Origin of the sequence: Yersinia aleksiciae (assembly GCF_001047675.1) — a bacterium.
Lineage (GTDB): Bacteria > Pseudomonadota > Gammaproteobacteria > Enterobacterales > Enterobacteriaceae > Yersinia > Yersinia aleksiciae.
In genome coordinates this window covers 711,850-734,793 of record NZ_CP011975.1, presented here as the reverse complement: position 1 = coordinate 734,793, position 22,944 = coordinate 711,850, and the positions used below count along the sequence as shown (strand labels likewise).

Genomic DNA, 22,944 nt, shown 5'->3' with positions numbered 1-22,944 from the left:
GTTTTAACCCTACTGCTCTGGTTGTTCCAGCGCTTTTAAATAATCATAGATGGCAATCTGTGCACGTACTTTGCGCCTGTTGCCACGCGGTACATAACGATTACTCAGTTCTTTATCAATATAACGGGCTTTTACCGTGTCGTTGAATAGCAGTTCTAAAATATCCAGCACCCGCTGCTTTAATCGTGGATCGAGCAACGAGACTGCAACTTCAATACGGTAATCAATATTACGGGTCATCCAGTCAGCGGAGGAGAGATACACCAGCTTGTCGCCTTTATTCTCGAAGACGTACACCCGATCATGTTCTAAGAAGCGATCAACAATACTGGTGACCTGAATATTATCGCTGATCCCTGGCATATTCGGGATTAACGAACACATCCCGCGCACTAATAATCGGATCTTCACGCCCGCACTGGAGGCGCTATATAACCTATCTACCAGCCCTTTATCCACTAAATTATTTATTTTTAGCGTAATGCCAGCGCTTTCTCCGGCCTGAGCATGAATAATTTCTTGGTCAATCAATTGATAGAGCATTATGCGCGAGTTTTGCGGCGACACCATCAGATTATCGAACTTGACTGGGCGGTATGGATTCTCGATAAAGTTAAAGACCCGCCGCACTTCATTGGTGATGCGCGCATCTGCCGTCAGTAAAGAGTAGTCGGTATAAATTCGCGCGGTTTTTTCGTTAAAGTTACCGGTGCCGATATGGGCATAGCGCACGATTTCATCGCCTTCGAGGCGGGAGATCAGGAATAACTTGGCGTGGATTTTCAGGCCCGGTGCGGAGAAAATAACGTGTACACCCGCGGCCGTCAGGCTTTTGGCCCAATGGATATTGGCCTCTTCATCGAAACGCGCCTGCAACTCCACCACCACCGTGACTTTCTTGCCATTATGGGCGGCATGGATCATCGACTCGATAATGCGCGAATCTTTGGCGACCCGATAAATATTGATTTTAATGGCCAATACGCTGGGATCGAAGGATGCCTGGCGCAGTAATTCCAGGACGTGCTCAAAGGTGTGATACGGATAATAGAGCAGCACATCTTGTTCGCGAATAGCGTCAAAACCGTTACGGAATTTATCAAACCAAACATGGCGCAGACGCGGCATGGGTTTGTTCACCATGTTGCTTTTGCCGACATTGGGGAAGTTGATAAAGTCTTTGAAATTGTGGTAGCGGCCACCGGCGATCACCGAGTCATCGTTTGAGATGCCCAGCTTGTTGCGTAGTAACTCCACCATCTCGTCGGGCATATCACGTTGATAAACAAAGCGTACCGGTTCTGCCGTCAGGCGCTGTTTGAGGCTCGATGACATCAGTTCCAGCAGGCTGGATTCCATCTCAGTGACCAGATCGTATTCGGCATCGCGGGTCATCTTCATGGAGTAGGCATTCAGCGCGTCGTAATCAAAGAAGCCTTTGAAGATCTCATCAAGGCAATATCGCAATATATTATCAAGTAATATCATTGGCTTGCGGCGGCGAGGGGCCTCTGGCGGTAAATTAACGAAGCGCGGCACTTTATCTGAAGGAATTTCCAGCAGGGCATAGGCAATTTCCTGACCACGGATAATTTCCACGGCCAAATAGGTATAATCGTCTTTTAAAAACTGCACCAGATTGGTGTCGTGGTTAATTAGGATCGGCGTGATGTGTTGGCGCAGATGCTGCTTAAAATAGAGTTTTAGCCAGATTTGCTGATTCTCGGAAATTTGCCGCTCATTAATCAGGAAGATCTGATTACGCGCCATCTCCAGCAACAGCTCATTATACAGCCCATCAAATTCTTGGTCGGCCTTCACCACTTTGCTCTGAATTTTTTTCAGCAAATGGCGCGAGGTCACGGCAGAGCCTTGCTCTTCGCTAATTAAAATACGCCGCTTGAGATCGGCGAAACGGACTTTGTAGAATTCATCCAAATTATTGGAGTAAATGCCAAGGAATCGCATCCGCTCAATGAGTGGATTGCTCTTATCCGCTGCTTCTTGCAATACCCGCTCGTTAAAGGCTAACCAGCTGAGTTCTTTCTCGATGTAGAGCTTTTCCTGACCCATTGCAACTCCAGTAAGATTATTGTGGGAGTATTTAGTGTCCGTCATCATTATTGCGAAAGAATGATAAGAAAGTCCAACAGATATCATGAGTTAACTTTATTCTCTATTAACTATACCTGATAGATTTCAATATGCAGGAAGGCGGCAACACACCTGTAGTTTGAAAGATGGCGGGGATAAAAACATTGTCATGCAAACGCCACAAAAGTGACATAAGATGCTCGGTCATCTGACGCTATTGTGAGTTTAATGGATAGCGATTGGATTGATCATAATAGACGGATATGGCGAAAGGGCATGGGGCAATCAAAGATGCAGCAGCAAGTGGGCGTAGTAACACCATCAGGGAGAGATAAGCGCCGAGCTGTCATTGATCGTCTGGTGCATATGATGGTGACAGGTAGCGGCTTGCTGGTATTGCTGACGCTCATGCTGATTTTCGCTTATTTACTGTACGCTGTTTTCCCGCTATTTAAGCCCGCTACCATCAGCGTACCTCATCAGTTTGCAGTCAATCGCAGCGCGCCAACCGCCGCATTCGGCCTTGATATTCAAGGGCAGGTGGCTTATCGCATTGATCATCAGGGCAACGGTTCTTTTATTCGGCTCAATGCGCAGGGCGCGTCCCCGGCAGGCAGCCTGATCAGTGAACAGACATTATCGCCACCGCCAATATCAATTAGCCGCGTGGCGGGGGGAGAACCTTTATATGGGGTGGGCCTGAGTAAGGGGCAGTTTCTTCTGTTGCAACCTGATTTCTCAGCCACGCCACCGCGCTGGCAATTTCCGCTGGGTAAGCCACCACGCGTTATGGATTTGAAAGGTCAGAATCTACAGCATCTGGTACTGGCGGAACCGCAGCCACAGCAATTTACCCTAGCCGCCGTTACCAAGGATGGCCGCTTGCTGGCGGGGGCGTTTACTGCGCAGGGGCAGAAAATCACCGAACTGGCGGATGTGCCGCAGGCCGAACAACTGCTCTTGACCCCAGATGGGCGTTTGCTCTATCTGCTATCGGGCAACCAGCTCTACATCTACCAACTCGGCAGCGAATTGACACTGCGCGAAGTGGTGTCGCTGCGGGATGACAAGCATGCCGCTGATGGCCCCTTGAGCCTCTCTCTATTGGCGGGCGGGAAATCGCTGTTGGTGCAATCACCGGACGGCCAGTTAACCCAATGGTTTGATGTGCGCAAAGCGCAGGATAACCCGTTCCACTTAACGCGTATTCGCAGCTTTACACCGGCGGACAAGGGTTTACTGACCACTGAAAATCGGCGTCGGGTCTTTGCATCGTTATCGCCACAAGGCGAGCTATCGCTCTTTTCCAGCATCCAATCCGCACCGCTATTGCAACAAAAAATACCTGCTGGGATCACCCATGCTGCGTTCTCCCCCTGGGGCGATAATCTGTTGGTGGAGAGTGCCGCCGGTTGGTCATTTTATCTGGTGGACAACCGCTATCCCGACATCAGTTGGCGCAGCTTATGGCAACGGGTGTGGTACGAGAATTACCCGGAACCGGCTTATGTGTGGCAATCAAGCTCAGCCGAAGAGAGCTATCAGGCCAAATTCAGCTTAGTACCGATTATTTTCGGTACCTTAAAGGCCGCCAGTTACGCCATGTTATTTGCTATTCCGCTGGCATTGGCAGGGGCCATTTACACCGCCTATTTCATGTCGGCGGGTTTGCGGCGCGTGGTTAAACCGGCCATCGAGATGATGGGGGCATTCCCGACGGTGGTGATTGGTTTGATTGCCGGTATTTGGTTGGCCCCGGTGATTGAGAACTATCTGGCTGGCATTTTATTGCTGCCGCCACTGCTGGCATTGGCCATCATATTGTGTGGTTGGGGAAGTGCGCGGTTGGCGGAAAAAACGCAGTGGCGACTGCCAGCGGGCTGGGATGTCATGGTGCTGTTGCCGATTATCCTGCTGACCGGTTGGCTGGCATTGTGGTTGGGGCCGCAACTGTCGATGTGGACGCTGGGGCTGCCGTTACATGAATGGCTGGGTGACAACTACTCTCAGCGTAATGCGCTGGTGGTCGGTGTTGCCATGGGCTTTGCTCTGGTGCCGGTGATTTTCTCACTGGCGGAAGATGCCCTATTTAGTGTGCCGCCGTCGCTGAGTCAAGGCTCATTAGCGCTGGGGGCGACCCCGTGGCAGACCTTAGTGCGGGTGGTTTTACCCTCGGCCTTCGCCGGTATTTTCTCTGCGCTGATGATAGGTTTTGGTCGTGCCGTGGGTGAGACGATGATTGTGCTGATGGCGACCGGCAACACACCCATTATTGATGGCAGCATTTTTCAGGGGTTGCGCGCGATGGCCGCCAACATCGCCATTGAAATGCCGGAAGCGGTGGTGGGGAGTGGCCATTATCGGGTGCTGTTTTTGACGGCATTGGTGCTGTTCTGCTTTACATTTTTAGTGAATACACTCGCCGAAGCTATTCGTTTACGACTACGTGAGCGCTATCAGATGGAGCGGACGGCATGACGACTGACGCGACTAAAAAGTGGTTTGCCTCCGGCTCGCCATGGATCTGGCTCACTGCCAGTGCCGTCAGTATTAGCCTGTTGGCACTGCTGGGGATCGTGCTATTACTGGCCGGGCAGGGGATGCGCTATTTCTGGCCCGCCCCGGTTTATCTGTTTGAACTCAAGCAAACGGGCGCGGGTCCGGTCAGCGTGATTGGCGAAATTTATCAGCAACAATCGATACCGCGTCAGCAACTCGAACAAGCAGGGGTTGTTTTGCCACCACCGGCGGGCGAGACGGTGACTCGTTACCTGATTAAGACCGGCAATCGAGAGATTCAGGGGCAAGATTTTCATCGGTTGCTGGACAGCGATATTCAACAGCGCACGCAGCCTAAAAAGTTGTTGGTGCTGGATCGGCAACACAACGGCATGGCTTACGGTTTTCTCGCTGGAATGCTGGACAACGGCCAGCCACTGGTGGGCAATGATTTGGCGCAAGAGCTACAAAAGCGCATCCCGGTTATTCAAGGGCTGGTCAGCCAGTCGAAGGATATTCAGTTCCGCCGGATAAACATGCTTAATCAGCAATTAGAGGCGCTGCGGCTACAGAAAAAACGCCTGCAAATGACCGGCTCACTCGACAGCAAATCGCAAGACAGTATTGATGCTGAGTGGGGTGAGCTACAGCGCCGCCATCAAGTGATGATGGAAAAACTGCGGGGCCTGCAAACCGAGCAAAACCGCTATACCCTGCTGCTGCGGGATATGAATGGGCAAATTCATCCCATGTCGCTCAGCCAGATCAACCGTGCCTGGTATCCCAATGACATGAGCTTCGGGCAGAAATTGCGCCATTGGCTGGCGCAAGTACATAAATTTTTGACCGATAACCCGCGCAATGCCAGCAGTGAAGGCGGGGTCCTCCCAGCGATTTTTGGTACTGTGCTGATGGTGATACTGATGTCCATCATCGTCATGCCGTTAGGGGTAATTGCAGCGGTTTATTTGCATGAGTATGCCGGTAAAAACTGGTTGACTCGGATGATTCGCATCTCCGTGGTGAATCTGGCGGGGGTGCCATCCATTGTCTATGGGGTATTTGGCCTCGGATTCTTTGTCTATTTTATCGGCGGATCCTTGGATAAGTTGTTTTATCCTGAGGCGTTACCCAACCCGACCTTTGGTACGCCGGGCGTATTGTGGGCGGCTCTGACTTTGGCGCTATTGACGCTGCCGGTGGTGATTGTCGCCACCGAAGAGGGGTTATCGCGCATTCCGGCCAGTTTGCGACAAGGCTCGCAAGCGCTGGGGGCCAGTAAAGCCGAGACGCTGTGGCATATTGTGCTGCCGATGGCGGCTCCAGCGATGATCACTGGACTGATTTTAGCCGTGGCACGCGCGGCGGGTGAAACCGCCCCGCTGATGTTGGTGGGTGTGGTAAAATCAGCCCCACTCTTGCCAGTGGATGGCGTGTTCCCGTTCCTGCATTTGGAACGTAAATTTATGCATTTAAGCTTCCAGATCTACGATATGGCGTTCCAAAGTCCCAATGTGGAAGCGGCCCGCCCCTTAGTCTTCGCCACCGCATTGCTGCTGGTGATCATCGTGGTGGGCCTGAATTTAGCGGCTATCGGCATTCGCCACCATTTGCGCGAAAAGTACCGAGGTTTAATGCTGTGATTGAACTCTTTAACCCGCAGGATGAAATATGGGATTTTTGATGCCGGATGCGCTGCCGCTGTTTGATGTGCAGCAATTGACTGATGAGCAAACGGCGCTGGCGGCCGAAAAGCTCAATTTATTCTATGGCGACAAGCAGGTGCTGCACGACATTTCATTTAATGTGCCTAAGCACCGCGTCACTGCACTGATTGGCCCATCCGGTTGCGGTAAATCCACCTTATTGCGCTGCTTTAACCGCATGAATGATCTGCTTGATAACTGCCACCTCGAGGGTGAAATCCGCTTAGGTGGCGAAATCATCACCGATAAAACCACCGATGTGGCCGCCTTGCGTCGGCGGGTCGGCATGGTCTTTCAGCGGCCTAACCCATTCCCAAAATCAATTTATGAAAATGTGGTATATGGCTTACGTTTGCAGGGGATGCGTGATCGTCGGGTGCTTGATGATGCCGTTGAACGTTCACTGCGGGCGGCGGCACTGTGGCATGAGGTAAAAGACCGATTGCGGGAGAATGCGTTTCGTCTTTCCAGTGGTCAGCAGCAGCGCTTAGTGATAGCCCGAGCCATTGCAATCGAGCCAGAAGTGTTGCTGTTGGATGAGCCGACATCGGCCCTCGATCCTATCTCCACATTGACCATTGAAGAGCTGATTACCACGCTAAAACAGCAATATACCCTGGTATTGGTGACCCATAACATGCAGCAGGCGGCGCGGGTGTCAGACTATACCGCGTTTATTCATCAGGGGAGTTTGGTGGAGTATAACGATACTGACGCCCTGTTTACCTCCCCCCATCAGCGCCGTACGGAAGATTATATTACTGGGCGTTATGGCTAGCGCCGTGCTGAGGTTTTAGCTTGTTGAGGCTGAGGCCTTAGCTGTATTTGTCTTTCACGATTTAAGTTTACACTTTAATGTGCCGCTCGTTATGTAAGTCACTATTGAATGGATGCATTGTGTGAAAGAGCTATTGATAACCCAGCCTGATTTTATGGAAACATTTAGTTGTGCGGGTACATCATGCCGCGAACACTGCTGTAAAGGCCAGAATGTCACTCTTGATAGAAACCGTTATCAGAAATATATCAAAAGCCCCTATGCAGATATTAAGCGTATTGCTCTTACTCAGATTAGCGTCACTCAATCCAGTCTGGCATCTTGGGCTAACATCATTCCCGACAACCAAGGTAATTGCCCATTTCTTGATGAACAGCAGCTATGCCAGATTCATAAATATGCGGGTGCGAATGCGCTTAGTGATAGTTGTGCAACCTACCCTCGCGTGGAGCATTTTTACAAAAATCAGAAAATCAAAAGTATGTCACTTTCCTGCCCAGAGGTGACTCGGCAGGTATTATTCTCGACTGATGCATTGACCTTGCGCTTTTCCACTATCACTCAATATGACTATTACAAAGCACCGGATATCGTGATTGATGAGCGGCTGGCTAACCGTGCCTGTGCTGCTATCGCCGTCGCGAGTCATCGTGATTCGATTGAGGAAAATCTGTGGGCAATAAATCGCTTTTTGCGGAATTATCAAACCTGCCATGATGTGAATAGAAGTAAAATTATTGAGATAGATAATCTGCGTATTGGGCTCATTAGTGGCATAGTTTCGGGGAAAGTAGCCCATAAGTTAATGGCAGTAAATTGTAACCCCGTTATTCATGATGAGTTGTTGGCGTGCTTGCGCGATTATATTGCACAGCTACCCAATATTCGTGGGGGCAAAACACTGACAGATTATGCCACTCCTCTCTTGGCTTGCATGGCACACGAACAGATTGAACAACGTTATGATAAACAAATATTAAATAATATCTGGCAGCAGTCTGCATTACCCTTCTTTATGGAGCATACGTCTGTCTTACGTAATTATGTTCTCTTTCGTATTCATCATGATCAGTTGGCAATGGGGGCGGGATTATCTGCTATTAAGACATTTAATCTACAAATGATAGATTTCTTTTATCTGAAAAGGTTAATTGCGGCTTATGCAAGTGAACATGGGCAACTGACTGAAGATGACGTGATTGGCATCGTCTACTCTTACCATGCCTGCCGTGAGTCCACTGACAGCTTAAGTCAACAGTTCATGCAACGATTGAGTACTTATGCCATGAGAGATGATTTTTCGCCATTATCCTTGTTGGTGTGAATTTTAAATTAAAGTTTAATTTAATCGCCTGTTGTGTCGCTTGATATGGATAAATTATCAGTGATTAATAGGACTTTTTTCAGTGAAAGAATTACAGATTATTCAACCTGAGTTTGTGGAACGTTTTAGCTGTGTCGGTTCTGCCTGCCGTGATCATTGTTGTAATGGTTGGGATATCAATATCGATAAAAATACTTACCGAAAATATAAGAATAGCCAAAACCAAAATATCAGGAGTATCGCAGTAAAAAATATCACGGTGACGCGAAAATCCTTGAATAACTGGGCAAAAATACGCCTTAAGGATGATGGTAATTGCCCTTATCTTGATGAGGCCCGCCTGTGTGAAGTCCATAAACGCTTGGGCGGTGAGGCACTGAGTCACACGTGCTCGACATATCCTCGCAGTAGCCATCAGTACAAAATTGAAAAATTCAATACTCTGACTCTCTCCTGCCCCGAAGTTACCCGGTTAGTGTTATTAGATCCCAATGCATTTAATATGCATGAAGAGACGGTGAATCAACAAAATTACTTCAATACGAAAGAAATTAATTATGAGGGTTTACTGATTAATCATTATTGCAATCAGTTGATTAGTATTGAGAACGAAAATATTGAAGAGAATATCTATGCGATTAATGTTTTTATTCATTGCTGTAAAGATATGGACAAAAAAACGGAAGATAGGGCGCAAGTCATATCGGCACTGTATGAGGCTATTCATGCCAAGTTAATCTCTGGCGAGATGACCCCAGAAATGGCAGAGATCCCGTTTAATGCCAATGCCCGTTGGCATTTCTTAATGGCATTTCAACGGCGTACGGTTAGCGCTGCGCAGAATGCAAGAGGCCAAAAAACACTTTTCAACTATATGGCCTTTTTGATTCATCATTTGATGAATGATGTGGATGTGAATCAACTAGAAGAACGTATGGCAATGTTGAGTTCTGCATGGAGTGATCGAGTCATGCCACTGCTTAATGAACATCCTCATATTTTGCGTAATTTCTTCCAGTATTGCTTATATCACAATCAATTTGCGATAGATAAAACGGATGAAATGGATAAGGATTTTTATACCTATACCATCGATTATTTTATTATAAAATCAGTTGTCAGTGCATTTGTTATATACAATGAAACCCTGAGTGAGAATGATATTATTAATATCGTCTACTCATATAGTATTTTTAGATTACACATCGGCAGTGCTCAGACATTTCTATTATCTAGCATAGACCAAGTCAACCTGAGTGATAACATTACGTTACTGAATTTGTTAAATTGATTCTGCTGCTGAGTATTTGGGGCCAAGTGGCCCCAACGTGGGTATCTATTAAGCATTCTTTATCGATGGTGTTTTATATTTAGCCAAGTATTGTGGCTGAAAAATGCACATACGAATAACAGTACGATATTCACCATTGATAAAGAACTCTTGCTTCAGTTCACCTTCCACTTCAAAACCTAATTTGCTGTAGATATGGATGGCTTTTTTATTCTCTTTATCCACAATCAGATAAAGTTTGTACAAATTCAGTACAGAGAAACCGTATTCCATTGCCAGTTTTGCCGCAGTGCCCGCGTGGCCTTTACCCTGATGGGCTGGGTCGATAATAATCTGAAACTCAGCACGACGGTGAATATGGTTAATTTCAACTAACTCGACCAAACCGACTTTGGTGCCCTGACTTTCAATAATAAAGCGGCGCTCACTCTGGTCATGAATATGTTTATCGTACAAATCAGACAGTTCGACAAATGCCTCATAAGGTTCCTCGAACCAATAACGCATAACACTGGCATTGTTATCTAGCTGATGGACAAACGGCAGATCATCCCGTTCAAGTGGGCGTAAACGGACGCTGCTAGTGGTAGACATACTGATTCCTCATAGGGCGACAGCGGTTGCTGCCATAAAAATTATACTATTAGCACAAGGTGTCAGCGCAAGAGAATTAAAAAAGGCGCTCACCATAAAATGGCAGCGCCTTTCATCAATAGCTATTTAACCACCATTTTTACTCAGCGGCATAGCCCTGAGTAGGCAAGCACTCACCATCCAGCCACGCTGCGTTATTCCGCATACTCAGACGACCATCGATAAACCAACCCACCACCAGCGGATAGATGCTGTGTTCCTGCGTTTGCACTCTCTCGACCACGTCGTCTTCAGTGTCATCACTGAATATAGGCACTTTAGCTTGCAGGATCACTGGGCCGCCATCCAGCTCCTCAGTCACAAAATGCACTGAAGTGCCGTGCTCCTGATCGCCGTTTTCCAGTGCCTGGCGGTGAGTGTGCAGGCCAGGATATTTGGGCAGCAGGGAGGGGTGGATATTCAACATCCGCCCAGCATAGTGCTGCACGAACGCTGGGCTAAGAATGCGCATATAACCAGCCAATACCAGCAAATCCGGCTGATACTGGTCAATGGCTTGGGCCAATGCTGCATCGAAACTGGCGCGATCAGCAAAGGCTTTAGCATCCAACGCATGGTGTGGGATACCCGCCAGCTCAGCACGTTCTAACCCGTAAGCCGCAGGGTTATTGCTGAATACCGCGCTAATCTGGCCTGAAATCCGCCCTTGCTGCTGGGCATCTATCAGTGCCTGCAAGTTGCTTCCTTGGCCAGAGACTAAAACGACAATTTTCTTTATCATTACGGATTGATAATAACTTGTTCAGCGCCTTCGGCGGCGGCGATGACACCGATTTTCCAGGCTTTTTCACCCGATGCTGTCAACAACTCAACGGCTTTATCGGCCAGTTCCGCAGGGAGAGCAACGACCATGCCGACACCACAGTTAAAGGTGCGGTACATTTCGTGGCGGCTAACATTGCCAGCTTGCTGTAACCAGCTGAATACTGCAGGCCACTGCCAGCTCGCTTCATCGATAACCGCTTGAGTGCCTTGCGGTAATACGCGTGGGATATTCTCCCAGAAGCCGCCACCAGTCAGGTGAGCAATCGCATGAATATCAAGTTGTTCAATCAGGCTCAGAATGGATTTTACGTAGATTTTGGTCGGTTCCAGTAGATGGTCGGCCAGTGATTTACCTTCCAACTGTGTCTGTTCTGGATCGGTCTTGCTGACTTCTAGAATTTTGCGCACCAACGAATAACCATTGGAGTGTGGACCGCTGGCACCTAAGGCCACCAGAACATCACCCGGCGTCACTTTGCTGCCATCGATGATTTCAGATTTTTCGACCACGCCAACACAGAAGCCAGCAACGTCATAATCTTCGCCGTGGTACATGCCCGGCATTTCGGCAGTTTCACCGCCGACCAGTGCGCAACCTGATTGTTTGCAGCCTTCGGCGATACCGGTAATGACACTGGCGGCAGTATCCACATCCAGTTTGCCGGTGGCGAAGTAGTCGAGGAAGAACAGTGGCTCAGCGCCTTGAACAACCAGGTCGTTGACACACATGGCCACTAAATCGATACCGATGGTATCGTGGCGTTTCAGGTCCATCGCCAGACGCAGTTTGGTACCCACGCCATCGGTGCCTGAAACTAAAATAGGTTCACGGTATTTCTGCGGCAAAGCGCACAGGGCACCGAAGCCGCCCAATCCACCCATGACCTCTGGGCGACGGGTCTGTTTAACCACACCTTTTATGCGATCAACAAGGTCATTGCCGGCATCAATATCTACACCTGCGTCTTTATAGCTGAGAGAGGTTTTGTTGGTCACTGCGAGGTCCCCACGGCGGTTAGCTGTTTGAGCTTTTACCCTTCATACTTGAAGCCGCAGGATTGTTAGCTGCGCACACTCACCCGAATGACTTACTGATATAAGTTCGTCGGGATTCGCTCGCTTGCTGCCGACCTGCAACGCCAATTATTTTGGGTATAGGAAGAAAACGCGACAATTCTAACAGCGCAGGCAAACGTTTGCGAGTAGCTTGTGATATCACGCTGATTTTTAGCTTTCTTGACTTAATAATGATTTTCTATTGATCTGAATCAGGCTATTCATTGTGGCGTTCAAAAAAAAAGGCGGTATAATCTCGCGATTTTTTTGGCCGCCAGTCGCCTAACCAGGAGAAAAATAATGAAGATCGTTGAGGTGAAACACCCGCTAGTAAAACATAAACTTGGTTTGATGCGTGAAAATGATATCAGTACAAAGCGTTTTCGCGAGTTAGCGTCTGAAGTGGGGAGTTTACTGACTTACGTGGCAACTGCCGATTTGGAAACTGAAAAAGTGACCATCGAAGGTTGGAACGGGCCGGTTGAAGTTGAACAGATTAAAGGTAAGAAAATCACTGTAGTGCCTATTCTGCGTGCCGGTTTGGGCATGATGGAAGGGGTGTTGGAAAATGTACCGAGCGCCCGCATCAGCGTGGTCGGTGTCTATCGTGATGAAGAGACACTCAAGCCAGTACCTTACTTCCAGAAGTTGGTTTCAAATATCAATGAGCGTATGGCATTAGTTGTTGACCCAATGCTGGCAACCGGTGGTTCGATGATTGCGACCATTGATTTGCTGAAGAAAGCGGGCTGCCAGAGCATCAAAGTCTTGGTATTGGTTGCCGCACCAGAAGGTATTAAAGCGTTGGAAGAAGCCCATCCAGATGTTGAGTTATACACCGCGTCTATCGATCAGGGTCTGAATGAACAGGGTTACATCATCCCTGGATTGGGTGATGCCGGGGATAAGATTTTCGGAACCAAATAAACGATGATAGCCGACTCGATAGTCGGCTTTTTTTTGAATCATTTTTAGCATAAACCACACCATTGAAGAGGATAGAAGAATGAGCCGTCGCACCATTGGCGTCAGCGAGCGTCCACCGCTGCTCCAGACGATCCCCCTGAGTTTTCAACATTTGTTCGCTATGTTCGGTGCCACAGTTTTAGTTCCTATCCTGTTTAAAATTAATCCAGCCACGGTGCTGCTGTTCAACGGTATCGGCACCTTGCTCTATCTGTTCATCTGTAAGGGCAAAATTCCGGCTTATCTGGGGTCCAGCTTTGCGTTTATTTCGCCGGTGTTACTGTTATTACCATTAGGATACGAAGTCGCCTTGGGTGGTTTTATCATGTGCGGCGTGCTGTTCTGTCTGGTGGCACTGATTGTGAAAAAGGCCGGTACTGGCTGGCTGGATGTGATATTCCCTCCGGCGGCGATGGGGGCGATTGTCGCCGTTATTGGTCTAGAGTTAGCCGGTGTTGCTGCTGGCATGGCAGGGTTACTGCCTGCACAAGGGGTGACGGTAGATTCAACCACCATCATCATCTCAATGGTGACCTTGGGTGTGACCATCTTAGGCTCGGTGATGTTTCGTGGCTTCTTCGCCATCATTCCGATTCTGATTGGCGTGCTGGTCGGTTATGCTCTGGCATTCGTGATGGGTGTGGTTGATTTAACGCCAATTAGCGAAGCCCATTGGTTTGCTTTGCCGACCTTCTATACCCCACGTTTTGAGTGGTTTGCCATTCTGACCATCTTGCCTGCGGCGCTGGTGGTGATTGCCGAGCATATCGGGCATCTGGTGGTGACCGCCAATATCGTGAAAAAAGACTTAATTCGTGACCCCGGTCTGCACCGTTCGATGTTTGCCAACGGTATCTCTACTGTCATCTCCGGCTTCTTCGGCTCCACGCCGAATACCACTTATGGCGAAAATATCGGTGTGATGGCGATCACCCGCGTTTATAGCACTTGGGTTATCGGTGGTGCGGCGATTCTGGCGATTATGCTCTCTTGTGTCGGTAAGCTTGCCGCCGCCATTCAGGCTGTGCCTGTCCCTGTCATGGGGGGTGTTTCACTGCTGTTGTACGGCGTGATTGCCGCATCAGGTATCCGTGTGTTGATCGAGTCAAAAGTTGACTATAACAAGGCACAAAACCTGATTTTAACCTCGGTCATCTTGATCATTGGGGTCAGTGGCGCGAAAGTGAACATTGGTGCCACTGAACTTAAAGGCATGGCGCTGGCGACAGTGGTGGGTATCGGTCTGAGCCTGTTGTTCAAAGTGATCAGCTTGTTCCGCAAGGAAGAAGAAATTTTTGATGCAGAGGAAGATAAGTCTGCGCAATAAAAAGTGAAATCTGGCCGAGCCGTGGTTGCCTTTGGATCACTTATATGTCGGTTCGGCCAGTTTTTTGCCCCAGATCAGGTTTTTATGCTGTCGTTGCTTTTTGTGTTAAGCTGACTCTGTTTTCCCGCCCGTTTTGTTGGTTGAGGTGCTTTTCTGAATACGCCGGCACAGCTTTCACTGCCACTTTATCTTCCCGATGATGAAACTTTTGCCAGTTTTTATCCGGGTGAGAACCCGTCGCTATTAGCTGCGATCCAATCCGCTGTTCATCAATCCCACGGCAGTTATATCTATTTCTGGTCGCGCGAAGGTGGTGGCCGTAGCCATCTGTTACATGCCGCTTGCGCGGAGTTATCGCAAAAAGGCGAGGCTGTCGGCTATGTCCCGCTGGATAAACGTGCTTACTTTGTCCCGGAAGTACTGGACGGCATGGAGCAGTTAGCGCTGGTCTGTATCGATAATATCGAGTGTATTGCCGGTGATGAGCAGTGGGAAATGGCGATGTTCAATCTCTATAACCGCATTGTGGAAACTGGCCGCACCCGTTTATTGATCACCGGTGATCGCCCGCCACGGCAGTTAAATCTCGGTTTACCTGATTTGGCTTCTCGCCTCGATTGGGGCCAGATCTATAAATTGCAGCCGCTATCCGATGATGAAAAGTTGCAGGCTTTACAGCTACGCGCCAAGTTGCGTGGATTTGAGTTGCCGGAAGACGTTGGCCGCTTTTTGCTAAAGCGACTGGATCGGGAGATGCGCACCCTGTTTACGACACTCGATCAGCTTGATCGGGCTTCTATTACCGCCCAACGTAAACTGACTATTCCGTTTGTGAAAGAGATTCTGGGATTGTAATCCCCTGCGTCTTTGACGTTGCAGGGGAGACTGACTATCTCGTGGTGATTGACCACTTCATGGCAAAATTTCCAACACTTGCTCTGGCGGGCGGCCAATTCGTGCTTTGCCTTGATAAACCACGATCGGGCGCTCGATTAGTTTGGGATTGTCGCTCATGGCTTGCAGCAACTGATCTTGCGTCAGTGATGGGTCTGCCAAATTCAGCTCTTTGTAGCCTTCCTCTTTGGTCCGCATCAATTGCCGTGCATCACTAAAACCCAACTGTTGCAGTAACTCTTTTAACGTCGCCACTGACGGCGGCGTGTCTAAATACAAGACCACTTGTGGCTGAATACCCTGCTGTTCAACGAGCGCGAGGGTTTCCCGGCTTTTGGAGCAGCGTGGATTATGATAAATAGTGACATCTTTCATGGTAACTTTCCTTGCTATAGAGCCTTGAGCTGACCGCCATGTTGCAGGCAGTCAGCAAGATTAACTCGATCTCATCAGGTTTTCTGGTATTTACGGAAGCGCTCATTCAACTGGCGTAATTGGTCAATACGGGCGTCATAACGCGCTTGCTCCAGACTGCCTAATTTCACCCGTGCGCTGGCATCGCTAAGTAGCCCAATGGCCTGTGTCAACTTGCCACTTAATGCCAAACTTTCTGCTCGAGCGGCCAGCTCCTGATCGCGTAAATTCAATGCCGCCGCCGCTTGTGCCAACAGATCCCAACCGTTCGGGTCGTTCGGATTAGCGAAAGTATAGCGATGCAGTATCTTGATGGCAGCTGCCGGTTGCCCCCCCTGAACATAGGCGTTGGCCAGATTGAGCTGCAATACTGGCTCATCATTCTGCTTTGCAGTGGCAGCTTGCAGGCGGGAAATGGCTGCTGCCGCTTTGTTTTGCCCCAAATCAATATCGGTCATCAAATCGAGGAACCAAATATTGCCCGGTTGCTGTGTTAGCAGCGGCTGTAACTGATTGCGAGCTTCGTCGTATTTTTTGGCCTGATACAGCAAGATGGCTTGACCATACTTGGCGGCCAGCTGTTCGCGCACTGTGCCTTTGCTCAGCGTTTCCAGCAGGTCTGGGGTCAGGCTATTTTCCGTTGAGCCATACATGCCAAGAATACGAACTTTGGCGAATAAATAATCTTGTGATGAAGCGATAGGGTGCGGCTTCATTTGGTTGGCGCGGTTACGTGCATCAGACAAGCGACTATCGGGTAAGGGGTGAGTCAGCAGCATTTCCGGCGGTTTTGATGCATATCGTGACTGATCGGCCAGTTTTTGCAGGAAATTAGGCATGGCTTGCGGGTCAAAGCCCGAACGTTGCAGTACCTGAATACCAATGCGGTCTGCTTCCTGCTCATTGCCTTGAGTAAAGCTGATGATACCTTGCTGAGCACCCGCCAGCGTGCCGCTTAAACCCGCCATACCGGCTTGTGGGCTGGCCATCGTCAACAGGATCGAGCCTAAAACCCCGACCCACGTTAGAGGAGCCATACGTTGCTGCTCTTCCATGGCCCGCGCCAAATGGCGTTGGGTCACATGAGATATTTCATGAGCTAATACTGATGCCAGTTCACTCTCGTTATCGGTATAACGGAATAGTGCGGAGTGGAGCACCACGTTGCCACCAAAGAAAGCAAAGGCGTTAATCTGGTCATTATTGACCAAATAGAAATGGAAGGGGGTGCGGACTGAGTTGGCATTGGCAACCAGCCGGTTACCCAGCGTATTGATATACTGCGTCAATAACGGGTCATAAATAAGTGGCGTACTGGCACGCATTTGGCGGACATAGAAATCCCCCATCGCCAGTTCCTGATCGATGCTCAAGGTGGCACCCGCTGAAGTACCGATATCGGGCAGCAGGTCTTGTGTCTCAGCGCTAGCGGGTATTGTGCTGGTGAGCAGCAAGCTACTGAGCAGTGTTGCGAGCACTGTCTTGCTTAATCGGCCTGTTTTATTAAACCGACCTGTTTTACTAAACCGATAAGTCATAACTGAAGCTGCTCCTGCTAATGTAATGACAATTAGACCCCGAGATGTGTAAGAGTTCTTCTTCCTGGCTCTGCTCTCCAGTACAATCATCACGAAAGCGAGCTATATCACAAAAATAGGTTCAAATAGGTCAAAAGCTAAGATCAGCATCTATTGCTGAGACATGTGACTATCTTAGCCAGCCTGCGATTATAAAGAAATAGTTATAACTTAATGGATACCTAGGCAATGGCGCTATGGAAGAGACGACACATAAATTTTACCTTCGGGTTATGCCTCTGCTGAGCGAGGCGGTTTAAGGCGTTCGCCAATTTGCGGATTCCTCATGGTACTTAAGGAGCAATTTCGGATGCTAGAGCTGTTGTTACAATGGTACCGTCGTCGTTTTACCGACCCGCAGGTTATCGCTTTACTGGTTATTCTGTTGGCTGGATTCTGTATTCTCTATTTTTTCAGCGGTATTTTGGCTCCACTCCTGGCGGCAATCGTGTTGGCTTACCTGTTGGAGTGGCCAACGGCCCGATTACAGCGTATTGGCTGCTCACGCCTTTGGGCCGCCACTATCGTACTGGTGGTTTTCGGCAGTATCATGCTGTTGGCGGTGTTTGTTGTGGCACCGACGGTCTGGCAACAAGGCAATAATCTGATATCAGACATGCCGAAAATGCTAAATAAATTCAACGCATTTGCTCAAACCTTGCCCTCGCGTTATCCCGCACTGGTGGATGCCGGTATCGTCGATATGATGGCGGAAAACCTGCGCAACAAGCTATCCGGCATGGGAGAGTCTGTCGTTAAATTCTCGGTTGCCTCATTGATCGGCCTGCTGACATTGGCGATCTATTTGATTTTAGTGCCACTGATGCTGTTTTTCCTGCTCAAAGACAAAGAGCAGATGTTGAATGCTGTGCGCCGTGTTTTACCGCGCAATCGAGGTCTTGCCGGGCAGGTCTGGCTGGAAATGAACCAACAGATCACCAACTATATTCGCGGCAAAGTGGTGGAGATGGTCGTTGTCGGCATCGCTACCTATTTAGTGTTCTTTATTATGGGCATGAATTACTCACTGTTATTGGCGGTACTGGTCGGCTTCTCGGTTTTGATTCCCTATATTGGCGCGGTAATTGTCACCATTCCGGTGGTGCTGGTGGCGCTATTCCAGTGGGGGCTTGGTGCTGATTTCTGGACCCTTTTTGTCGCTTATCTGGTGGTGCAGGGGCTGGATGGCAATTTGCTGGTGCCAGTGTTGTTCTCGGAAGCCGTTAATCTCCATCCGCTGGTGATTATTCTGTCTGTCATTATTTTTGGCGGTATGTGGGGCTTTTGGGGGGTATTCTTTGCCATCCCGCTGGCGACCTTGGTCAAAGCCGTGATCCATGCCTGGCCGGAAGAGCTTGCACTTGAGGCGGATTGATTAACGGATCGTGATAGTTTTTTTGGCTGAATAAACAGTGAGTTGAGCCAATAAAAAAGAGCGTTTAAACGCTCTTTTTTGCTTTTTATGGGGCACCGTGAGAACGAAACGACTTAGGCACTTTGGCGCAAATAGTCCATCACAATATCGTGGTGGTTAGTCGTTTTGAAATTATCAAACACATGCTCCACCTTACCGTCAGCATCAATTAAGAAGCTGATGCGGTGGATACCATCGTAGGTTTTACCCATAAAACTTTTTTCGCCCCAAACGCCAAATTGCTCTGCAACCTGATGATCTTCATCAGACAGCAAAGTGAAATTCAGCAGTTCTTTCTCCGCGAAACGTGACAACTTTTCAGGTTTATCGGTGCTAATACCCAACACTTCGACGCCCGCTTTCTTCAATTCATCCATGTTGTCCCGCAGACCACAGGCCTGAACAGTACAGCCCGGTGTCATGGCTTTAGGATAAAAATAGACCAAGACACGTTGTCCCTGGAAGTCGGCCAAACTAATTTGCTCGCCATCTTGGTCGGGCAAACTAAACGTCGGCGCTATATCACCGGCTTTCAATGGGCTCATTACTAACTCTCCATTCGTGAGTCATGCTGTGGATAGTTCACAACGCTAATACTGCCTTGCGCATTGAGTTCTGTACATAGCTGATAAAACGCGTGCTCAATTATCGAACTGTTTTGGTTGGCGGGGCTGTGTGCACTCATCTGAATATGCAACCGAGGAGGTGTGTCGCCTTCAGCCGGTTGAGTTTTAGAAACCAACTCCGCGATATTCATATTGTGGCAATGAAACAGGTTGGTAAAGCGTTCAATAATATGTGGGGAGTCATTTACTTCAACTTTTACCCAGACCGTCGCAGGCATCGCTTGCTGGTATTGGGCATTGGTACGCTTCATCACAATCAGTAAATCAAGCTCTGCGCCTTTTTGCGGCAAGGTTGATTCCAGCAGGGTAATGGCATTCCAACTGCCTGAAAGCAACATAATAAATGTGAACTCTTCACCGAACATGGCCAGTCGGCTATCTTCAATATTACAACCGCAGCTACTGACATGGCGGGTGATGGTATTCACGATTCCAGGGCGGTCAGCACCCAGTGCGGTAATGACCAGATAATGTTCATCAAGCTGCGGCAAAATCGCTCTTCCTGTCATGCTCTTTGGGGTTACCATGGTAAACATAAAAAAAACCTGCTGCCAAGCGCTTACAACACAGTTGTTTGCTTGCTTTTGGATAGAGGTCAAAAGTACCATGAGTAACTTGTTTAAGGAGGGGGTGGGCAATGTTTACGGGAAGTCCGATGTTTACAGGCAGCGCAATGTTTACAGGTAGCATAGTTGCACTGGTAACGCCGATGGACGACAAAGGTGCTGTCGATCGTGCGAGCCTTAAGAAACTAATTGATTATCATGTCGCTAGCGGTACTGCGGCGATTGTCTCCGTGGGCACCACGGGTGAGTCTGCCACACTGAACCATGACGAGCATGTCGATGTGGTCATGCAGACCCTTGAACTGGCAGATGGTCGCATTCCCATCATTGCTGGAACCGGTGCTAATGCCACCTCCGAAGCAATTTCTCTCACACAACGGTTCAATAATACCGGTGTGGTGGGTTGCTTGACTGTGACACCATATTATAACCGGCCAATGCAGGAAGGGTTATATCAGCACTTCAAAGCGATCGCGGAAAGTACCGATTTACCCCAAATTCTCTATAATGTGCCTTCGCGTACCGGTTGCGATATGTTACCGCCAACCATTGCCCGCTTAGCCAAGATTAAAAATATTGTTGCTGTTAAAGAGGCAACAGGGAACTTAAGTCGTGTTAGTCAGATCCAAGTGCTGGTTGATGATGAAGATTTCATCCTGCTCAGTGGTGACGATGCGAGCGGACTGGACTTTATGCAACTGGGCGGCAAAGGGGTTATTTCGGTGACGGCGAACATCGCTGCGCGTGAAATGGCTGAACTTTGTGCATTGGCTGCACAAGGCAACTTTGCAGAAGCACGCCGTTTGAATCAGCGCTTGATGCCATTGCATCAGCATTTATTTGTAGAAGCAAACCCAATTCCGGTGAAATGGGCCGCAAAGCAGCTGGGATTAATGGCGAATGACACTTTGCGTCTGCCAATGACCCCGCTAACTGATCCGGCTAAACGGATTGTGGAAGACGCGCTGAAAAGCGCAGGTTTGCTGTAACTCTTAGGGAAATTTGATGGCAATAACATTGCAAAAGTCGACAGTGGTAACGGTAGTGGGTGTTTCGCTGGCAATGCTGCTGGCAGGTTGCACCACTGACCAACGCTACAAACGCCAGGTTAGCGGTGACGAATCTTATTTGGAAGCGCCGGGGCTGAAACCGCTTAACTCACCAGCAGGGATGATTCTGCCGATACAAAATGGCGATTTTGATGTCCGTTCCGTCAACTCTCAAGGCGCGGTGGGCAAACAGTTGGACATCCGTCCTCCGGTACAACCACTGGCATTATTAAGCGGTTCTCGCGCTGAAAATGCTAACGATACCAGCAAGCTATTGTTAGAAAATAGCCCGCAAAACCGCAATCTGTGGGCGCAGGTGACCCGCGTGCTGCAAGATAAAAACTGGACGATAGCCAGCCGTCAGGATGCCAGCCAAACGCTGACCACTGATTGGGTCAAATGGAATCGTGCCGATGAAGACGTGCAGTTTGAAGGCCGTTATCAGATAAGCGTGCAGGAGCAGGGTTATCAGTTGGTATTGGTGGTGAAATCCCTTGCTTTACAGCAAGGCGGCCAGCCAGTAACCAGCTATACCGAAATCCAGCGCTACAACGGTGCAATGCTGAATGCCATTATCGAAGGCTTGGATAAGGTCCGTTCTGACAGCGAAAGTAGTCAGGCTGCCCGTAAAGTTGGCACGCTAGATGTTCAAAGCGGCAGCGATGATACCGGCCTACCGCAACTGATTGTTCGCGCCCCTTATGCTGTGCTGTGGGAACGTCTGCCAGCCGCACTTGAGAAAGTCGGCATGAAAGTCACTGACCGTAGCCGCCCGCAAGGTTCAATCAATGTGACCAACAAATCCATGAGTAGCAGTAGCTGGGATGCGTTGGGGGCTAAAGATCCTGAATTGCCAGAAGGTGATTACAAGCTGCAAGTCGGTGACCTTGATAACCGCAGTAGCTTGCAATTCATCGGTCCGAAAGGGCACACCCTAACTCAGTCGCAGAATGATGCGCTGGTCGCGGTGTTCCAGGCGGCGTTTAGCCAGACAAGCGCGCCAAGTACCAAATAAACCAAAGGGGCTTCGGCCCCTTTACTTATTTATATCATTACTGGAGTCATAAGATGCAAAAGCTAGCTGAGTTGTATCGTGGGAAGGCGAAGACTGTCTATACCACCGAAAATCCTGACCTATTGGTATTGGAGTTCCGTAACGATACGTCAGCACTGGATGGTCAGCGCATTGAGCAATTCGATCGTAAGGGCATGGTAAACAACAAATTTAACCATTTTATTATGGCTAAATTAGAAGCAGCCGGTATTCCTACTCAAATGGAGCGTTTGCTGTCTGATACTGAAGTGCTGGTAAAAAAACTGGAAATGATCCCGGTTGAATGCGTTATCCGTAACCGCGCTGCTGGCTCGTTGGTAAAACGTCTGGGTATCGAAGAAGGCTTGGAACTGAATCCACCGCTGTTTGATCTGTTCTTGAAAAACGACGCCATGCACGACCCGATGGTTAACGAGTCATACTGCAAAACTTTTGGTTGGGCGACAGAAGCACAATTAGCGCGGATGAAAGAGCTGAGCTATTTGGCCAATGATGTGCTGAGCAAACTGTTTGACGATGCCGGCTTAATCTTGGTGGACTTCAAGCTGGAGTTCGGCCTGTTCAACGGTGAAGTGGTATTGGGTGATGAGTTCTCGCCTGATGGCAGCCGTTTGTGGGATAAGAAGACCCTCAACAAGATGGATAAAGATCGTTACCGTCAGAGCTTGGGTGGTTTGATTGAAGCCTACGAAGAAGTTGCGCACCGTATCGGCGTAAAATTAGACTAACTGCGCAATCGATTACGTTTTGCTGACATGAGGGAGATAGCCTCTATCTCCCTTCAATTATCCCCCTCGTATCCATATCATCTTTGAATCAAATCGCCCACCACACCAATCATTCTTGCTTTTAATGGTGCTGAGCCAATATATTTCCTACGATAATGGGTA

The 22,944-nt window shown here is 48.8% G+C and carries 20 protein-coding genes; 12 read left to right on the top strand and 8 right to left on the bottom strand.

The features are described from left to right. Positions 1-9: 9 nt before the first annotated feature. Complete coding sequence (ppk1, locus tag ACZ76_RS03535; protein ID WP_048616866.1) at positions 10-2,073, bottom strand: polyphosphate kinase 1; 2,064 nt, start codon at positions 2,071-2,073, stop codon at positions 10-12. 297 nt (positions 2,074-2,370) lie between these two features. On the opposite strand from ppk1, the gene ACZ76_RS03530 reads away from it, so the two are divergent. The 5 genes from ACZ76_RS03530 (at position 2,371) to fliB (ACZ76_RS03510) (ending at position 9,692) form a co-directional block, all read left to right on the top strand. Beyond that, positions 2,371-4,572: an ABC transporter permease subunit gene (locus ACZ76_RS03530; protein ID WP_048616864.1), complete on the top strand. Its 2,202-nt coding sequence runs from the start codon at positions 2,371-2,373 to the stop codon at positions 4,570-4,572. After that, positions 4,569-6,236, top strand: coding sequence for a phosphate ABC transporter permease PstA (gene pstA, locus ACZ76_RS03525; RefSeq protein ID WP_048616862.1), 1,668 nt, complete (start codon positions 4,569-4,571; stop codon positions 6,234-6,236). The genes ACZ76_RS03530 and pstA overlap by 4 nt, the downstream gene beginning before the upstream one ends. A gap of 28 nt (positions 6,237-6,264) precedes the next feature. Further along, positions 6,265-7,077, top strand: coding sequence for a phosphate ABC transporter ATP-binding protein PstB (pstB, locus tag ACZ76_RS03520; protein ID WP_048616860.1), 813 nt, complete (start codon positions 6,265-6,267; stop codon positions 7,075-7,077). Between the two features lie 121 nt (positions 7,078-7,198). Beyond that, positions 7,199-8,401: a flagellin lysine-N-methylase gene (gene fliB / locus ACZ76_RS18115; protein WP_071840463.1), complete on the top strand. Its 1,203-nt coding sequence runs from the start codon at positions 7,199-7,201 to the stop codon at positions 8,399-8,401. 82 nt (positions 8,402-8,483) lie between these two features. Next, positions 8,484-9,692, top strand: a complete 1,209-nt coding sequence (fliB, locus tag ACZ76_RS03510; RefSeq protein WP_048616858.1) for a flagellin lysine-N-methylase — start codon at positions 8,484-8,486, stop codon at positions 9,690-9,692. Positions 9,693-9,740: 48 nt separating this feature from the next. On the opposite strand, the gene speG is transcribed toward fliB (ACZ76_RS03510), so the two are convergent. From speG to purM, 3 genes are all read right to left on the bottom strand, one after another. Beyond that, positions 9,741-10,286, bottom strand: a complete 546-nt coding sequence (gene speG / locus ACZ76_RS03505; RefSeq protein ID WP_048616856.1) for a spermidine N1-acetyltransferase — start codon at positions 10,284-10,286, stop codon at positions 9,741-9,743. A gap of 139 nt (positions 10,287-10,425) precedes the next feature. Next, positions 10,426-11,064 (bottom strand): phosphoribosylglycinamide formyltransferase, encoded by a 639-nt coding sequence (purN, locus tag ACZ76_RS03500; RefSeq protein ID WP_048620175.1) that lies wholly within the window; start codon positions 11,062-11,064, stop codon positions 10,426-10,428. A 2-nt stretch (positions 11,065-11,066) separates the two neighbouring features. Further along, entirely contained in the window at positions 11,067-12,107 is a 1,041-nt protein-coding gene (gene purM, locus ACZ76_RS03495) for a phosphoribosylformylglycinamidine cyclo-ligase (RefSeq protein WP_048616853.1), read from the bottom strand. Between the two features lie 360 nt (positions 12,108-12,467). On the opposite strand from purM, the gene upp reads away from it, so the two are divergent. From upp to hda, 3 genes are all read left to right on the top strand, one after another. Further along, positions 12,468-13,094, top strand: coding sequence for a uracil phosphoribosyltransferase (gene upp, locus ACZ76_RS03490; RefSeq protein WP_048616851.1), 627 nt, complete (start codon positions 12,468-12,470; stop codon positions 13,092-13,094). A 79-nt stretch (positions 13,095-13,173) separates the two neighbouring features. Continuing rightward, the gene (uraA, locus tag ACZ76_RS03485) at positions 13,174-14,460 is read left to right on the top strand and encodes a uracil permease (protein ID WP_048616849.1); all 1,287 of its coding nucleotides are present in this window, start codon (positions 13,174-13,176) and stop codon (positions 14,458-14,460) included. Between the two features lie 153 nt (positions 14,461-14,613). Continuing rightward, positions 14,614-15,315: a DnaA inactivator Hda gene (gene hda, locus ACZ76_RS03480; RefSeq protein WP_048616847.1), complete on the top strand. Its 702-nt coding sequence runs from the start codon at positions 14,614-14,616 to the stop codon at positions 15,313-15,315. 57 nt (positions 15,316-15,372) lie between these two features. On the opposite strand, the gene arsC is transcribed toward hda, so the two are convergent. Continuing rightward, positions 15,373-15,729 carry an arsenate reductase (glutaredoxin) gene (gene arsC, locus ACZ76_RS03475; protein ID WP_048616846.1) on the bottom strand — a complete coding sequence of 119 codons (357 nt, stop codon included), beginning with the start codon at positions 15,727-15,729 and terminating at the stop codon, positions 15,373-15,375. A gap of 74 nt (positions 15,730-15,803) precedes the next feature. Further along, positions 15,804-17,306: a beta-barrel assembly-enhancing protease gene (gene bepA, locus ACZ76_RS03470; protein ID WP_048616845.1), complete on the bottom strand. Its 1,503-nt coding sequence runs from the start codon at positions 17,304-17,306 to the stop codon at positions 15,804-15,806. A gap of 349 nt (positions 17,307-17,655) precedes the next feature. On the opposite strand from bepA, the gene ACZ76_RS03465 reads away from it, so the two are divergent. Continuing rightward, positions 17,656-18,720, top strand: a complete 1,065-nt coding sequence (locus ACZ76_RS03465; RefSeq protein ID WP_048616843.1) for an AI-2E family transporter — start codon at positions 17,656-17,658, stop codon at positions 18,718-18,720. Positions 18,721-18,833: 113 nt separating this feature from the next. On the opposite strand, the gene bcp is transcribed toward ACZ76_RS03465, so the two are convergent. Both bcp and ACZ76_RS03455 read right to left on the bottom strand, forming a co-directional pair. After that, a complete protein-coding gene (gene bcp, locus ACZ76_RS03460; RefSeq protein WP_048616841.1) occupies positions 18,834-19,304 on the bottom strand; it encodes a thioredoxin-dependent thiol peroxidase in 471 nt (156 codons plus the stop codon). A 2-nt stretch (positions 19,305-19,306) separates the two neighbouring features. Continuing rightward, positions 19,307-19,876, bottom strand: a complete 570-nt coding sequence (locus tag ACZ76_RS03455) for a glycine cleavage system transcriptional repressor (protein WP_048616839.1) — start codon at positions 19,874-19,876, stop codon at positions 19,307-19,309. 182 nt (positions 19,877-20,058) lie between these two features. On the opposite strand from ACZ76_RS03455, the gene dapA reads away from it, so the two are divergent. The 3 genes from dapA to purC are packed head-to-tail and all read left to right on the top strand — an operon-like array spanning position 20,059 to position 22,782. Beyond that, complete coding sequence (gene dapA / locus ACZ76_RS03450) at positions 20,059-20,940, top strand: 4-hydroxy-tetrahydrodipicolinate synthase (RefSeq protein WP_032815264.1); 882 nt, start codon at positions 20,059-20,061, stop codon at positions 20,938-20,940. A 16-nt stretch (positions 20,941-20,956) separates the two neighbouring features. After that, complete coding sequence (gene bamC, locus ACZ76_RS03445; protein ID WP_048616837.1) at positions 20,957-22,015, top strand: outer membrane protein assembly factor BamC; 1,059 nt, start codon at positions 20,957-20,959, stop codon at positions 22,013-22,015. A gap of 53 nt (positions 22,016-22,068) precedes the next feature. Next, positions 22,069-22,782: a phosphoribosylaminoimidazolesuccinocarboxamide synthase gene (purC, locus tag ACZ76_RS03440; protein ID WP_004393557.1), complete on the top strand. Its 714-nt coding sequence runs from the start codon at positions 22,069-22,071 to the stop codon at positions 22,780-22,782. Positions 22,783-22,944: the final 162 nt, after the last annotated feature.

What these genes read in the sequence shown, in the direction of transcription:
- purC (WP_004393557.1), top strand. Translation starts at nt 22,069, where the DNA reads ATGCAAAAGCTAGCTGAGTTGTATCGTGGGAAGGCGAAGACTGTCTAT.
- speG (WP_048616856.1), bottom strand. Translation starts at nt 10,286, where the DNA reads ATGTCTACCACTAGCAGCGTCCGTTTACGCCCACTTGAACGGGATGAT.
- bcp (WP_048616841.1), bottom strand. Translation starts at nt 19,304, where the DNA reads ATGAGCCCATTGAAAGCCGGTGATATAGCGCCGACGTTTAGTTTGCCC.
- bepA (WP_048616845.1), bottom strand. Translation starts at nt 17,306, where the DNA reads ATGACTTATCGGTTTAGTAAAACAGGTCGGTTTAATAAAACAGGCCGA.
- arsC (WP_048616846.1), bottom strand. Translation starts at nt 15,729, where the DNA reads ATGAAAGATGTCACTATTTATCATAATCCACGCTGCTCCAAAAGCCGG.
- upp (WP_048616851.1), top strand. Translation starts at nt 12,468, where the DNA reads ATGAAGATCGTTGAGGTGAAACACCCGCTAGTAAAACATAAACTTGGT.
- uraA (WP_048616849.1), top strand. Translation starts at nt 13,174, where the DNA reads ATGAGCCGTCGCACCATTGGCGTCAGCGAGCGTCCACCGCTGCTCCAG.
- pstB (WP_048616860.1), top strand. Translation starts at nt 6,265, where the DNA reads ATGGGATTTTTGATGCCGGATGCGCTGCCGCTGTTTGATGTGCAGCAA.
- ACZ76_RS03530 (WP_048616864.1), top strand. Translation starts at nt 2,371, where the DNA reads ATGGGGCAATCAAAGATGCAGCAGCAAGTGGGCGTAGTAACACCATCA.
- dapA (WP_032815264.1), top strand. Translation starts at nt 20,059, where the DNA reads ATGTTTACAGGTAGCATAGTTGCACTGGTAACGCCGATGGACGACAAA.
- ACZ76_RS03465 (WP_048616843.1), top strand. Translation starts at nt 17,656, where the DNA reads ATGCTAGAGCTGTTGTTACAATGGTACCGTCGTCGTTTTACCGACCCG.
- pstA (WP_048616862.1), top strand. Translation starts at nt 4,569, where the DNA reads ATGACGACTGACGCGACTAAAAAGTGGTTTGCCTCCGGCTCGCCATGG.
- ppk1 (WP_048616866.1), bottom strand. Translation starts at nt 2,073, where the DNA reads ATGGGTCAGGAAAAGCTCTACATCGAGAAAGAACTCAGCTGGTTAGCC.
- bamC (WP_048616837.1), top strand. Translation starts at nt 20,957, where the DNA reads ATGGCAATAACATTGCAAAAGTCGACAGTGGTAACGGTAGTGGGTGTT.